Genomic DNA, 15,494 nt, shown 5'->3' on the forward strand with positions numbered 1-15,494 from the left:
ATGGAGTATAAGTTTCATTTAGAAACCATCATAGATAAGTTTAAATTTAATTCTTCTATTAGGCATAATCCCAAAATACCTGTTGAAATCCTACCTTATAATACAAAATTTAAAGAAGTTCAATTTAATCTTAAGGAAGTAGTAAGTGAGTTTTTGCGTCTGGTTGGACAAAAGAAAATATCCTCAGAAACTAACCCAGAACAATTAATCGAAACTGTACTAAAGTCAATTGAGTTTAAAGATATAAATCAAAAGAATGAATTCAAGCAGATGATTAAAACGTTATTCATTGACGAGAACAACCAACTCTTTTTATTCCATCCGCAGACCCTTTATTACATCAATACCGTTGAAAACGAGAACAGAAAGCTGGCTGAATTTCTTTATGCAGTTCTGTGGAATGGGAGAGCTGCATGGGAGATTAATAAAGACGAGCATCAAACAGATGACTTGATGAGTTCGTTGATATTCAAAGCTTTACCGGAGTTGAAAAGTGAGGAGTCACAATCCCAGAAATTTTCTGCGTTAATACCAGAAATTTCGGAATTATTTGCTATAGATTTTGAATGGCTCTCCACAAAACAGGATTTATTTACTCAACAATTTGAAAAACTCCTGTCTTACTATTATTTTTTCTATGTAACTCAATTGTCACGTAGAAATGAAGCACTGTTTGCCACATATGAGAAGAGTGTAGTGCCGATCTATTTTACGTTTGAAGAAGAAGAAAAACTATCGAAAACAAGAGTCAGTTATGAGTATGGTTGGAAAAACATTGAAAGATCGATTAATCGTATGTTTACTCATGTGAACTTCCTGAAGATGCTTAATATTTCAGTAGAGGAAACAGGCGAGTTGCTTTCCTATCATGAGATTGCTGAAATGCTTCGTTCAGGTACATATGAAGAAATCTCTAGGATTGAAGAAGCTATAGATAAGGTGATCGAACAATATGGTGAGGGTCTATCCGATGTGAAGTGGAATCAAATGAATTTAAATCCCGCCAATTATGACCTAACGGTATTAAATAAGCTGTCTACGTTATTTCAGATGATTGATTACCAGTTTAATAATTCATTTCGTTCCAAACCGTATAACGAATATAAGATGTGGTTTACTCATTTTTGTCAGAGAACATTCCTCAAATCTAGGGGGAGATCTGGAAAGATGTTAATTCTGGATACAGATTATTTATTATTCCTTACTAAAGTTATCATTAAAGATGAGCCTAAAATCAGATTGAAGAAACTATTTGAACATTTCGAAGTAAGAGGAATTATTTATGATAGAGATACTCAAGGTTCCATCATTGAGTATTTTGAAAAGTTGAATTTGTTAGAGAAAAAAAGTGATAGTGGGGATGCTATTTATGTCAAAGCATTTTTATAGTTATCTTGCTCATCTCGTAGATCGTTTTTTGAGCGAGGTCAATATTCAAGCAGGAGAAAAATATCATATTCAATTTGAACGTGAAGAGCAAGTCGTAAATCTGGTGAATCAAATTAAGGATATTAATCGAGTTAGTCCGTTCTCAATGCCAACTGAGGATGGATTCTATCAATCTCACACTTTAAATTATGATCAATCCAAGGTATTAATCGCATCAAATATTGAGGAGATCACGCCAGACTTTCTTACAACATTACGGAATAAAGTTGGCACACATGAAGATCCTTTTGAAGATTTGGCTATGCTTTTAATCCACAATTCAAATTTAGATAGTTTGGTTCAGGGAATGACTTCGTTTGGAAAAGAAGGTATGCCTTTTCATATTGATTCAATTGAAAAAGACTTGCAAGAAATGATGAAGCAAACCAATCTATCCTCAGAAGAGAAACAAATTCTTAACTTCTCAATTGAGTCAATGAAAGCCCAGCAGGGACTTCATGAAAGAGTAAACTTATTTGATTACGAAAATATACTTACTGTGCTTAACAATGAGAAATTAGAAAAGCATGAATATAAAAACTTTGGACTTTTTTATGATGCCGAACTTTTTAATACGCCTAGAACTCCTAAGGAAATTAAAGAGAGACTGAAGGAAAACCATTCACTCTATAATGACGTTGAAATAGCCCATCAATATGGTTCTGCTGAAGTCAGTCTGGAGCGGCACTTTGATGATCAGGGGGTTAAGATTTTATCGGAGTCTGAAACGTGGCAGGAAGTTGATTTTGGTTCAGTACGAAGATCGAATCAAAAGAAATTAGAAGGAAAAGGTTTGGAGTACGTAGAGGCTGGTAAGAAGTTCACTTTGGAAGGGTTAGAGTATTGGGAGAGAGCCGATGGCGAGACAAAGAGTAAGCAACGTAAACGAAACATTATCGTATTCAATCCTGATCAAAAAGAGAATATCGCTTTAGAGTTTACATTTAATGATTTTATCAAAAATCAGTATATCAATGAAACTAAAATTAAACAGCCAATACAGGTGGAACAAGCAGGAAAGAAGATCCGTGTACACTTAAAACATGAAGTTGGACAGACTACATTCTATGGTGTGAAATACAAGACAGAGGTGTCTCCAGCCTATGAATTTAGAGTTACAGTGGTTGAGACACAATCCAAGCTTCTTCAGACGATACAAACGTCTTATGCTATCACGTTATCAAAATCCAAGGGTTCGTATCTTTTAATTAATTCAGATGCGGAGCATTGGTTTTTCAATAAAGATGCTTCAGAAATCACCAAAGTTAATTTAACAGAGTCGCACAGCACATTTGACATTACTGAGGACCAGGAATTAGTTGTTTCCCGTAATGATGAAAATAATAGTGATGAAGAAATGATTTATTTTAACATTCAGCTTCCTCATACAAGTATTCCATTTGCTGTGCAGGATTTAGTTGAACGACCTGTTCCTATTGGTGGTTTTAGTGTGTGGAAGCTGAAACGTGAAAAGCAAGAGCACTTTACCTATCGCATAGAGAATGAAAAGATGAAAATCGTGCAAGGAACAAGGGAAACTTTTGCTCAAGGAGAATTCAAACGTAATTTAGAGAGGGAACGTAAACTCTTAGAAACCAATCATTTGTATTTTCTCGAAGATAACTTAGGAGAGATTGTTCCGCAAGCTATTTCAGTTTCTGAACCGTTAAAAGAGGCATATTGCGATTTATTACGTTACTTTAGAACTAACGATTTACTCCCAAGTTTAGCCTATTTCGATGAAGATTATACTTTGCTAGCACGTAACTATATAGATGTGTATTTACAGGAGCTTGAACAATTACAAAACGGTCAGTCATTAAACCAGACCCAAAGAGATCTTGTTTTAATTGGAACGATTCAGAAAAATCATATAAACCCAGAATGGCTATTCACACCATTACATCCTCTACATTTGGCTTACCAAATGCAATTAAATCAATTGGTTGGTGACGAGTCAATCAATGATGAATTGTTGCATTCCATGAGACCTACGAATTTATTGCCTTATGTTAATTTTAATTCCAAACTATACAAGGCAATTGAAATGATTGATTCATATGAGTGGGCTTCTTACATGGATCAAAGTTTACCAAGATTCGAGTCATCCAAAACATTTGTAAGTAAATTGGTTCAAGAAAAAATCGAGGAGTTTACTGGCCATTTCGGATATCTTTTTGAATTAGATCGTCGTGCTCCCCTCAAAATTAATACAATTAATATGGGAGACTGTCAGGAAATCCTTCAAGGTCTTTTTGAATACTACAAGAAGCAACTTAAAGATAACTTGGAAAAAGGGAATTTACTCCCTATTGAAATTCACATCTATGCTGAAAAAGGAATCATCAATGTCTTTGAGGAGATGTCACAATATACAGATGCAGAAGAGATTGCCAAACAGTTCAATCTCAAATTGGAATTGGATGGATATCACGCAGAAGAATTGTTAAATGTTTTCCGAGACAAAGTGAAGTTTTATTCTAAAAATGTGGATACGGATCGTTACGAGTATAGTCATGTTACTTTCTATCAGATGAATAAAATCGAGCAGATTGCTACGAGCAATGCTTCGGAGATGATTACGGGAGTTTCATTATTCGGACTTGTTTCAGGTATTCCTTCTGTATTCATCAACGAAGATTACAAAACGGGATTCGGAACGAGATATTATCCGACACAAGAAGCTCCACTATTGAAAATGGTACCGAAATTAAATTCTTTACTGAGAGTTGCCCGAACTCTTGATAATTACCAAGAGGATATTAATATTGTTACTGCGATCTCTGCTGATCATAAACAGCAACTAGATCAAGTCTACGATTCAGCCCATTGGGTTACTTTTATTGAGCCAAAAGTAGACCTGAGTTTTTTCAAGAATAGTGATGCTCAAAAAGAGTTGCTTGTAATTCATTACAGTGATCAATATACATCTTCTAGTGGTTTTGATGCGATCACTGTTACCAGAAGATCTAAACAATATCAGCGATTAATTAAAGAATTCCTTGGACATCAGAGGCTTTATTTAGACGATCATCTGTTGCCTCCAATTATCAATTTCTTTAATGCGATTAATGGGAATTGGCTGCTTCGTCTGTTAGCTCAGAAAAATTATTTTCCAAAGGAAAAAATCAGTATTCTTTCTGCGGTGAAATTATCCCTTGCTGCATATGCACATAGCGATATTATATGGATTCCAATATCAATGGAAGAAATTCTTAGAATTTCAGGTGGAACTGGCCTAAGACAATCCGAAGGTTTATTTTCTGCTAAAAAATTGGGTAGATTCGGTTCCTATAGTGATGATCTGTTATTGATTGGTGTCGAACCTTCTGAACAAGAGATGTTTGTTCACTTTTACCCCATTGAGGTCAAAATAGGATATAACGGGGCTAACGTGCAAGATAAAGCGATAAAACAAGTAAAAGAAACCAAGCAGCTATTAATGGAGTTCTTAACAGGGGATGAGAAGAATTTTCAAGCTGTACTATATCGTAATTTCTTTATTCAACTTGCGATTGCAAGTGCGGAGAAAATGAAGCTCTATTCAGTGTGGCCTGAACAATCATGGAGTCAAATTACGGACCATGATGTTCGCGAACGTCTTCTTAATGATAAGTATACGATTGTAGATACGTTAGATCAGTATATTGGTCAAGGTTCAGTAATCTCATTTAAGAAGGATGTCGTATTTACCGATATCAAAATGAACGAAAATGTGATGGTTTATGACTATCCTGAACAGAGTGGTTATGAATTTATACTCAAAAGTGTTGAAGAGATGAAGGAATATATACAGAGTAATCAAGGGGATTTGTCTCCTGAGCAATTACTGAGTAATTTATATGATTCCTCTAAACAGTTTGAAATAACTGAGGTTACTGACCAGGAGTTACTTGCTGCTGAAACTCGTGAGCATTATGAAACAGGAATTGGTGAAGTAGCAGCTACCATGCACTTATCTGATGATCAACCAGTTGAGTTAGAACCTGCTGAAAATCATCATAATTCTATGAATTATCAAGAACCGATGAAGCCGCTTGAAGTTTTGTTTGGACATAATGCAACTTCGAATGAAGAGGTTAAATGGTTCCCTACTTCAACGGATAAGATTATGCACACCAATACAGGAATCATTGGAACGATGGGAACGGGGAAAACACAATTCACGAAATCATTGATTACGCAGTTAAGTCGTAACAGCTACGATAATGTTAATCAAACACCAATAGGCATATTGATCTTCGATTATAAAGGTGATTATATCAAGCCTGATTTTACTGAAAAGACAAATGCGAAGGTATTTAATTTACACCATTTGCCGTTTAACCCATTGTCTTTGTATATGGCGGACTCTTTTAAAGCATTTTTGCCTCTTCATACAAGCAACTCTCTTACAGATACCATTGTGCGGTCTTTTAACCTTGGACAAGTTCAAGCCATTACTTTAAAGGATATTATGATGGAAGCTTATGCTAAGAAGGGCATTGTTAAAGGTGATTCTTCGACCTGGAATTTGCCCGCTCCAACGATGAGTGATGTATATGAACTATATGTTGGAAAAGAAAATACCAAAGTTGATTCTCTGTATGCAGCACTTAAAGAGTTATATGAAACTGAAGTGTTTGAAACAGACTCGTCTCAAACGATCTCTCTTTTCGAGATGATTGATGGAATAACCGTAATTAACTTATCTGGCTACAGTGAGAGCATTCAGAACTTGGTAGTTTCCATTACGTTGGATGTCTTCTACAGTCAGATGCAAATGTTTGGACATAGCGCAATTAATGGAGCCTATCGTGAAATTACACGAATGATTCTAGTCGATGAGGCAGATAATTTCCTCAGCAAAGACTTTACTTCCATTAAGAAGATTTTGAGAGAAGGACGCGAATTTGGGGTAGGAACTATCTTATCTACACAATTCCTAAGCCACTTCTCAACGTCGGATAACGACTATGCGAATTACATTTTGACCTGGATTGTGCATAATGTGTCCGAAATGTCTGCCAAGGAAATTCGAATGGTGTTTAGCACCAAGAGTAAGTTAGAAGAGGATAACATAATGAGCAGGATTAAATCGTTGCAAAAACATTATAGTATCGTGAAGGCTGGTTCGGGACAACCGATTTGGATGCGGGATAAGGCATTTTGGGAATTGTCGTAGGGTAGGGGATAGATAAAATTATTAATAGATATTAGCAGTTCCCATCAAATTGTCAGAGAGGGTCTATATGTCAAACAAAAATAATAAAATAACAGCGGTTGTATATAGTTGGAATACAAAGAATTGTTATAGTGGGTTTATGTCTTACAACGATGTTAAAAGATATGTTAACTTAGTAAAAGATCAATCTATGAATAGATTAATTAATGATGCTAGTGTTGATTTAATAATAAAATATATGAAAGAAGAAGGGGATGGTATATTTTTTCCACCAGTAATAATGAATAGTTCAGGTAAGCTTAAATACGATCATACAACATATAAATTGCAAATTGAGCAGTCAAGCTTAACGATTATTGATGGGCAACATAGAATAAAAGCTATTAATGAGATACTTGAAGATCCAGATAGCATGAATGATTTTGATAAAATAAAAATTCCTTTTCTAATCATTGAGGAACTTAGTCCTGAGCTTCATCGGAAATTATTTCATACAATTAATGATAAGAGTACCAAAGTACAAAATAATGTTTCAGATAGATTCTCTACAACTACAAGTAACTTGATAGGGTTAAGATACGTTTCTGAACATTTAGAAAATAAAGATATGATTGAATGGGAGGGAAAGCAGTCAAAGGAGAAAATTGTATATTCACACATGTTAAATTGTATAGAGAAAATTGAAGATTTCTTAGAAGAAAAATTTAAAGACGCTCTAGAGGAGATAGATCCCATTACAGTAGAAGATAAAGAGTACTACTATAAAGATGCAGGTTATTATGGAGTTTTTGTTGCATTTTGGGATTATATATTTAACAAGATCAGAACCAATCCACACGATATAAGCTTTTATGTAAAGGAAGTTGTATTGAGTAATATTGCAAAGCATATGCTTGCTGAATTAGAAGATTCAGTGATGGGGGATTGGAGTTTTACTAATTTGATCGAAAAAATGTGTGAAATATTAGATAACTTACTTCCGGATACTCTAATATTTGATTATGTATTCAGAGTTAATAAGTCAGTAGACTGTAGTGAATCGATTAAAGATTACTTAAAATGTAATAAAAATCTAAATGAACAAAATATCAGCTTGAACAATAAACAATTGTTTAACAAGTTATTATCTAAAATCATCCATAAAAGTTTTTTGAATAATAATGGTTATTTCTCGTTAGAAAAGGGTTCTATAGAGGAATTCTCCAATTACCTAATAGTAGTTGATGAAAGTATAAGCGGGTATCAGGAATCCGGATTAAATCAGAGAGACATGGTTAACTTGCTTAAAGAAATTTCAGTAGAATCAGCAGGTAATGACTCTCTAGAACAAGCAGCTACAACGCTCGAAGTTAATTAAAAAAACCATAAGAATATGGAGTGATGAATTTGGAACAACACTACACTCAGTTTATACTTCAATTTCAAGGTAACTATGGTACTGAAACTTTGAAAGAAATACTCAAGGAATATATTGATATCAACTACCATATAAACTTAATAGAAGAACATATTTTTTTTGTGATATACGATAAGATGAAAATCCCAAAAAACTTTGAGAAGAATAAGAAAAAAATTATAGAGATTCTAGGCAGGATAGATGGACTTTATCTAACAATACTCTACGATTCTCAAACTGCTAAACATTTACAAAAAATATCTTCTTCTATTTATGAACTGGAAAGGAATTTTCGGAATTTAATTGAAATTAAGATGCTCCGAAAAGTAGGGACATCTTGGAGTAGTAAATATCTAACACCCAACGATAGCACCTTTGATAGAAAAACAGGAAGAAAGGACGAAGTTTTTAAATATCTCGCTAATCCCTTAGATGATTATAATTTCAAAAATTTAGGGGGATTTGTTAAAGAGAATATTGGGAAAAATAAGAATGAAATATTTGAAAGGTTAGAGATTTTAGATAATAAGATTGAAGAATTCAGAAATAAAAAAAGTAATATAGATTTTTCAGAAATAACTGATAAGATAATTGAAGAAATTGATGAGTTGAAAAAATCAATATATAGTAATTCTAATTTATTCTCTGAAGACATTTATTCACATATTAAGCCAGACTTGGTTCAAGAATGGAACCGAATATATGATTTCAGAAATTATTGGGCCCATAATATTTTTCTCATGACCGAAACCGAATACAGTGAATATGAAAGATTAAGACTTAGGATTAATAAAAAAATATTAGTCGAACTGACCGTAGATTCGCTTCTTGGAATGGAAAGAATAAAGGATTTTGATAATGGAACTGGAATTCGATTTACAGTTAGTAAATACGAGAATGAAGTAGTTCATTGTGAGATAAAAATAAAGTTTAAAGTAAAAGAAAAAACTTTATATGTTTCTAAAATGGAGGCAGATTATACTGATATCCATAAATTTTACAGTACTCTTTTTCAGTATAAAAAAGAATTTATAGAGAGTATAAATACTATTTATTCTAAAAATCCCTATTTGTTTAATGCACTGTTTGATAACACGGAAATGAGTTCTTGGTTAGAAGAAATTACAGAGGATATTCTTCAACAAGTAATAGAAAATTTGAAACAGAATGGATTCAATGTCAAAACCGAAAATGAATCTGGAGAAGGTTTGGTTTTCATTAATGAAGATCACCATAACTATCTAAAAGCGATCTTATCTCCTGGAAATAATTAGACTTTTCCCCATCCTATAAGATGGGGAAAAGTTAATTCATTTAAATTCTCTGAACAGATCCAGTTCTTCTGTACTTATATCAGCACTTAAAGTGATTCTAATCGTCTGTCTTACCTCTTCCAGTGACTTTCCAGCTGCGCTCAAAACATGGCTTGGTTTACTGGAGCTACAAGCTGATCCAGAGGATAGAGCCATGAAATTAGAAAGTTTTTTGAGCAACAACTCATTGTTTACACCGATGAATTGAAGGCTGATTAGTCCTGGGATTTTATCTCTTATATCACTATTGAAAGCAATCCTATCCCCGAAATTTCCCTTAAGGATATCGACGAGATAGTTCTCCAATTGAGCTAGACGTTTGGCATTGTTCTCTACATTCTGCGATGCTAGCTCAGCAGCTTTTCCCAATCCAACAATATTGTGAACAGCAAGAGTTCCACTCCGATAGTTATTTTCCTGTCCTCCCCCATGAAGAAGAGGGGTTAGACGAGTGAAAATCTCCTTCGATTGTTTCCGTATTATGGCGGCTCCAATTCCTTTGGGGCCGCCTATTTTATGTGCTGACATGGAGAGAAAGCGAATTCCACTATGCTTCCGCAAATTAACAGGTACTTTACCTATAACCTGAGTTGCATCAGTATGGAAGAAAAAATTATTAGCTTCGAAAAACTCGGAAAGTTCGCTAATCGGATTTAATGACCCAATCTCATTATTTCCCCACATAAATGAAGTAAGCAGAGGCTGGATCTTAGTAACTGTTTCAGTAACATTCTGAACATTTACCCTTGCAAAAGTATCTACGTCAAGGAACTTCTTTTTGTAACCACGTTCACCCAAAAACTCTACTGTCTCAATTACAGAAGGATGTTCAGCAGAAGAGGTTAGTAGATACTTAGAAGAATTGTTTTTATGACTGTAATAATCAGCTACACCTTTAATAATCATATTGTTACTTTCAGTAGCTCCACTTGTAAATACAACCTCGTCTGGATCGCATCCTAATAGTTGAGCGACTTGTTCACGTGCTGTGGCTACAGCTTTTTTAGCGTTCTCTGCCAGAGAATAAAACTTACTGGATGGATTACCATATTCCTCTTGAAGATAGGGAAGTATTGCTTCCAAAACCTCAGGATGGATCTTAGTTGTGGCGCTATTATCCAGGTATAACATGGGATCACTACTTTCGTTAGATTAACAAATTACGAATGAATTTTTCGTAATTTCCTGCGCTTTTATACTCTGAAGCTAAAGTGCGTATGCCGCGTTCCAGATGAGCGTTAAAATAAGAAGGGAAGAATTCTTCATCTGTTAATTCGCGACCAGCGGCTTGTGTAACCATTGCACGAAAGGCGTAATCAAACTCTCCTGTAACTGTGCTCCGATTCAATACAAGACCATCTGTAAAATCTTTTGTAATAGGTACTATTGGATTACTTGAGTCATTATTTCTCAGAGATAGAGCAACTGCATACCGGATCAAAATGTTGGGAGTAATACCGGTTGAGGCATGAAGTTGTGTTAGTGTCTCTTTAGCATATTTGGATGTTTTTAATGTAAAATTCATGAATTTTGTCCCGCCTCTCTAACGATATCAAAGTAGCGGTTTTTCACAATTACTGCACTCTCTTGAGAGGCATCATATTCTAGCGTGTAACAACGAGCCGTAATTTCTTCAATCACATGAAACTGTTCTGAAGTGATTTCAGAATCTGTTGTGAACATAAGGACTTGTTCTCCACAACGCGGGATAAAATGTTGAATAAGAGACTTTTTGTGGTCCTGGTCAAGTCTTCCCATGAGGGTGTCGAATACAAACGGCAGTTTCCAACCTGACACTCTAAACATAGCTAGTATTACTGTTAACATCAGCATTTCTTTTTCGCCAGCAGAAAGACGTTCTTTTGATATTTCTTGGTTCATCAAGTTATATAGCTTTAATTCGAAAGTCGTGTGGTCAATATGAATTCGTTTTATGAAATCTTTCTTACGGAAGAGTACGTCAATCATACGCACAGTTTCATTAGCAACATCATCAAGTTTTTTACGCCATTGGCGTTCTCTAAAACGTTGACTAACTTTTAGTAATTTCTCAGTCATTTCATATGACTTTTCAGATTTATGATATTCTCTAATCTTGTCTTCTACTTTTTCTTTTTGCAGTATTTTTGCATGCAAGCTTTCAGACAGGGCTTGAATTTCAAACTCAATTTGTTCCATCATCATATTATGTTGCTCAGCTTGTTTTGTTTTCTGTTCAATTCGTTCCAGAAGTTCTTTGAATTCGCTGGCTTGATCATTCGTTTCTAATTGAGTCCTTAATTCTTGAGATTCTTTTAACAAGATAGCATTTTCATCAAAACGGCTAACATATTCACTTACATTAAGTGCTTGAATTTGTTTATTCAAATTATGAATCTCGCTACGCTGCTCAAACGATGCACGATGAATTAATTTGGTTTGATCGGGTTTTATTAAATTCAGTAGACCTTCAAATACAGATGTCACTTCACGTTCATCAACCTCTTTACTTGGCCCAAGTACATTATTAAGAAGAGAAGCTAGCTTTTCCTCTACTAGTGAGTTTGCAACATAATCGTATGACTCATATTGTTTTTCTCCATTTAACTGATCATATACTTGTCTGAGTTGTTTCCTCGCTATAAAGAAGGGAAGAAGAGATGAGACGAAATGCCGTACATGTTCTGAATTCGTTTTGCGGTTGTTCTCAATGACGTTTATTCTAGAAACAATTTCTTGTCTTTTTTCCTGAAGTAAGCCACCGTGAATTTCGAAATCCTTTTTATCTTGTTTAATAGCATCATTCAGATTGTTTATCTCTTCTTCATGCAGCACTGTAAGCTGTTGTTTTTCGTCGATTGTTGCTTTGAGTTGATCAATCTCCATCTCGAGTTTTTCATACTGAGCAACTTCTTCTGCTGCGCTGGCATTTTGCTGAGCATATTGTATTCGGTATGTGTTCAGATCCTTTTCCAAATTTACGAATAGATCCAGATTAAATAGAATCTTACCTGACTCTTTCAAGTACTCTGGAATTTTTTCTTCAGAAACAATACGCGAAATATCCTCACCATCAAAAAGGCAAAGTTCAAATAATTTTGGAGGCATTTCTTCACGTAATCGACTCTGGAAATCAGAAGTTTGTTGAGCAGATAAGAATTGATTATCACGTTTAACTGCAAAACTCTCACGAATACGATCATTTTTTATTCGCCAGCTTCTTACTAATGAATATTCATGTAATTCGAAATCCTCAGTGGAACTGTAATCAAGAGTAATCTGAAATGCGTCAGTCACATTCTCATTAATTGCTTTACGATTAAGTAATGTTCTAATTTTACGATAATAGGGTTCATTCTCAGTAACAAAACCATATGCCATAGAGCCAAATAAAACGATTCTTAAAGATTCTAGTATTGTCGTTTTACCAGCACCATTTTTCCCACCAAGTAGTATTACGTTACGGTTAGCCGTTGTACGGAAATCAAATTTATTGAGCTCTCCATAGTAAGCACCTATATTTCGGAGAGCGAGTTTTTGAATGTGCATTGATTATTTATCCACCTTTATAAATGTAAGAAATCTTGTCTGAGTGTTTTATCAAATGCCTGGAATAGTCCTCTTCTTACTTTTACACCAGAGTATTCTTTCTCAACAGATATTAATTCTTTAAGAAGGTTAAGGTTGACTCCTTCTTCTTGACAAAGAGATTCAAGATCGGTAACTTGGTCTTCTTTGAATACAGGACGATCATTTTGATGCCAATCGTAAACTATACCTGTTTCTTCTTCGACGATCAGAGGAAGTCGATCTTCCCACTGTAGGTCGTCATGCCAATATTTCCGAATTGCCTTAAGCTCTTCAAATGTGATTAATTCAACGTTAGGGTCATGCATTTGGCGAATTTCTTCTTGAGTTTGTAATAATTTTCGAAGAATTTCTTCCCGAGCTTTCATTGTGAAAGGACCGACGCCAAAACGTTTAGGAAGAGCATCTGGATTCTCATCATCAATGATCAAAATATCCAATTCCTCCACAGATGCTAGGTTAATTTTATTTTCTTCAATATAATGTTTCATTTCAGATTTGTAGATTCTAGGGTGACTCAAATCATCAGGATCTATTCCACCTAGATTTGTTGTCAGATAGACTTCGCCATTCATACGATGTTTTTGTCTTTTCGTACGGTCTTCACGTATTTGAACAAGGAAATTTCTAAAATCATATAATGGACGTAACCAATCTACACCGTTATTAATAAATCCGCTCAACGCCTTATCTTCATTAACAACTGTACATGTCCAACAACCAAAACGACTGTTTCCACAAGAACCTGCACTTTCTTTTATCTCTTTGTCTACTACGAGAGGGCATTCACTACTTGAATCTTGATAGAGCTGAAGCAGTTCATTATTATCATCGCCCCATGGTGACTCATACTGCAATAAAAATTCCCATACATCATCAAGAGTGTAGGAGCGGATCGGAGCAAAAACAAATGCGTTTCGAAGTGTAGAGTGACGCATTAAATTTGAACCTTCTATAGTATGAGACTGCATTACTCCTGCTCTTGTAGAACTTTCGGAATCTCGAACTCCTAGTAACATAACCACTTCACCAAACTGATCTACTTTATCAAGAATGAAGCGGTTAGCAGGCTCGATTTTCAAACGATCCGTACACCATCTGAACTTTTGACGAGGAGTAGGATAACCTTTTCCAATAATAGAGGCCCAAAAGGTTTGCTCAACTTTTGGACGTACCTTGTGTGTTTCAATAGGCAAACCTACAGCGAGTGCTTTATTTTGTATGCGTCCAAGAGTTCGCGTGATTTTGTCTATAATTAAAGGAGTTTCTACTTGAGTATCTGATGAAATGACGTACACTTTTTTCTTCAGAAGAGAAGGTTCTAGCTCAGATAAGGCTTGAAAGACTAGCTGTACAACTGCCGTTGAGTCTTTTCCCCACTGAAACCTACGACCCAAGGCTTCTCATCTGCTAAATAGACTTCTTTGACTAGTTCTTTGGCTTCAACGAACTTGCTTCCAGTATTAAATATATTAAACATCAGTAGATGTACCTTCTTTTATTTTATTTTCAATTTTCTGCTCGGCTTCTGTTAAGGGGAGCCCTAGTTTAAATTTTATGAGATTTGCAGTCAATTGAATGGTCTCATTTGTCTTGTTAATACGTCCGGTTTGTCCATAAGCACGGCCTAACCAATCCGCTTTATTATCGCGGCTCCAGTCGATTTTGGATAGTTCTTTTACGTACAATTCCCATTGATCTGCATGATAACGATAAAGATAGTGGCCGACTATACCAATAGCTTCGAGAAATACACCATGCGCTACAACCGAACCAATACGAAGATCTCTTGGCGAGGTTCGCTTATTGAGTACATCTTGCCATTCCAATATAGAAACACAAAGTAGAGCCCAGAACTCAGAAACAAATTTTTTCTCGGGTTCTGAGATTAACTCACCTTTGCGCTTACCTAACAGTTTACAGATCGTATTGAAAATGTGATTCAGAGCAAACAATTTAGGAGAATTTTTGGACAACGACACTTTCTCACGATCCGTATATCGCTCCAATAAAGGAATTTCATTAATTAAACTTTTAGTGATCAAAGATAGTTGATCACGGTGATCGTATAGAATTCCGATTGAAGATGTGGTATTCACTGCATGACGATTCAAATCCGAAAACATTTGCTGAGAGCGCAGAAGTCCAAGGTCATGAAAGAATACTACGGATATCGTTTCGTCACCAAGTTCAGGCGAAATTTTGAGAGCTTCTTCAATAGCTGCACGTCTATGTTGACCGTCATTAATGAGAAATTGAGCATCTAAAGAAATATTTAAATAACCAAGATCCTTAAACTCTTCTGATTGTGGCTGGAAAATTAGCTCGCCGTTTACTGATGCAGTTAACGAAGAGAAAATATAATCTTTAGGATTCTCAAGAATATAGTTCGTAATATCCGGAATTCTTGATTTATTCATTAGCCGTTGTGCACGGTGGTCGGCCGGAATTTCCTCCTCATCAAAAAGGAATATCCTAGGTATTAATTTCAATGGGCACATTACTGTATAAAAATCTCTTCCAGCTTGGATCCCGCGAATCGCTGGAAAACTATAACTAAAGTTCATAGGCATCCTCCTGTTTTACGTACGTAATAACGTAGAATGTATATTGATTTTATCGTAAG

Annotated in this window: 9 protein-coding genes; 4 read left to right on the top strand and 5 right to left on the bottom strand. The window is 35.2% G+C overall.

Annotation, left to right across the window (positions count from 1 at the left end; all coding sequences use genetic code 11):
• The 4 genes from dptG (at position 1) to PTQ21_RS10030 (ending at position 9,262) form a co-directional block, all read left to right on the top strand.
• A complete protein-coding gene (dptG, locus tag PTQ21_RS10015) occupies positions 1–1,389 on the top strand; it encodes a DNA phosphorothioation-dependent restriction protein DptG (protein ID WP_274569712.1) in 1,389 nt (462 codons plus the stop codon).
• Positions 1,370–6,592, top strand: a complete 5,223-nt coding sequence (gene dptH, locus PTQ21_RS10020; RefSeq protein WP_274569713.1) for a DNA phosphorothioation-dependent restriction protein DptH — start codon at positions 1,370–1,372, stop codon at positions 6,590–6,592. Before dptG ends, dptH begins: the two co-directional genes overlap by 20 nt.
• Positions 6,593–6,659: 67 nt before the next feature.
• Complete coding sequence (locus PTQ21_RS10025; RefSeq protein WP_274569714.1) at positions 6,660–7,949, top strand: DGQHR domain-containing protein; 1,290 nt, start codon at positions 6,660–6,662, stop codon at positions 7,947–7,949.
• Positions 7,950–7,978: 29 nt separating this feature from the next.
• Positions 7,979–9,262 carry a hypothetical protein gene (locus tag PTQ21_RS10030; RefSeq protein WP_274569715.1) on the top strand — a complete coding sequence of 428 codons (1,284 nt, stop codon included), beginning with the start codon at positions 7,979–7,981 and terminating at the stop codon, positions 9,260–9,262.
• 36 nt (positions 9,263–9,298) lie between these two features.
• On the opposite strand, the gene PTQ21_RS10035 is transcribed toward PTQ21_RS10030, so the two are convergent.
• The 5 genes from PTQ21_RS10035 to dndB form a co-directional block, all read right to left on the bottom strand.
• Entirely contained in the window at positions 9,299–10,432 is a 1,134-nt protein-coding gene (locus PTQ21_RS10035; RefSeq protein ID WP_274569716.1) for a cysteine desulfurase family protein, read from the bottom strand.
• Between the two features lie 16 nt (positions 10,433–10,448).
• The gene (locus PTQ21_RS10040; RefSeq protein ID WP_076332997.1) at positions 10,449–10,826 is read right to left on the bottom strand and encodes a DndE family protein; all 378 of its coding nucleotides are present in this window, start codon (positions 10,824–10,826) and stop codon (positions 10,449–10,451) included.
• The gene (gene dndD / locus PTQ21_RS10045; RefSeq protein WP_274569717.1) at positions 10,823–12,829 is read right to left on the bottom strand and encodes a DNA sulfur modification protein DndD; all 2,007 of its coding nucleotides are present in this window, start codon (positions 12,827–12,829) and stop codon (positions 10,823–10,825) included. Before dndD ends, PTQ21_RS10040 begins: the two co-directional genes overlap by 4 nt.
• A 17-nt stretch (positions 12,830–12,846) precedes the next feature.
• On the bottom strand, positions 12,847–14,265 hold the full coding sequence (gene dndC / locus PTQ21_RS10050; protein ID WP_274569718.1) for a DNA phosphorothioation system sulfurtransferase DndC: 1,419 nt from the start codon (positions 14,263–14,265) through the stop codon (positions 12,847–12,849).
• Between the two features lie 75 nt (positions 14,266–14,340).
• On the bottom strand, positions 14,341–15,435 hold the full coding sequence (gene dndB / locus PTQ21_RS10055) for a DNA sulfur modification protein DndB (protein WP_338020314.1): 1,095 nt from the start codon (positions 15,433–15,435) through the stop codon (positions 14,341–14,343).
• Positions 15,436–15,494: the final 59 nt, after the last annotated feature.

It is taken from the genome of Paenibacillus marchantiae (assembly GCF_028771845.1).
Lineage (GTDB): Bacteria > Bacillota > Bacilli > Paenibacillales > Paenibacillaceae > Paenibacillus > Paenibacillus marchantiae.

Bases quoted from the DNA above. Each gene is read 5' to 3' on its own strand.
- PTQ21_RS10025 (WP_274569714.1), top strand. From the start codon at position 6,660: ATGTCAAACAAAAATAATAAAATAACAGCGGTTGTATATAGTTGGAAT.
- PTQ21_RS10040 (WP_076332997.1), bottom strand. From the start codon at position 10,826: ATGAATTTTACATTAAAAACATCCAAATATGCTAAAGAGACACTAACA.
- dptH (WP_274569713.1), top strand. From the start codon at position 1,370: ATGTCAAAGCATTTTTATAGTTATCTTGCTCATCTCGTAGATCGTTTT.
- dptG (WP_274569712.1), top strand. From the start codon at position 1: ATGGAGTATAAGTTTCATTTAGAAACCATCATAGATAAGTTTAAATTT.
- PTQ21_RS10035 (WP_274569716.1), bottom strand. From the start codon at position 10,432: ATGTTATACCTGGATAATAGCGCCACAACTAAGATCCATCCTGAGGTT.
- dndB (WP_338020314.1), bottom strand. From the start codon at position 15,435: ATGAACTTTAGTTATAGTTTTCCAGCGATTCGCGGGATCCAAGCTGGA.
- dndD (WP_274569717.1), bottom strand. From the start codon at position 12,829: ATGCACATTCAAAAACTCGCTCTCCGAAATATAGGTGCTTACTATGGA.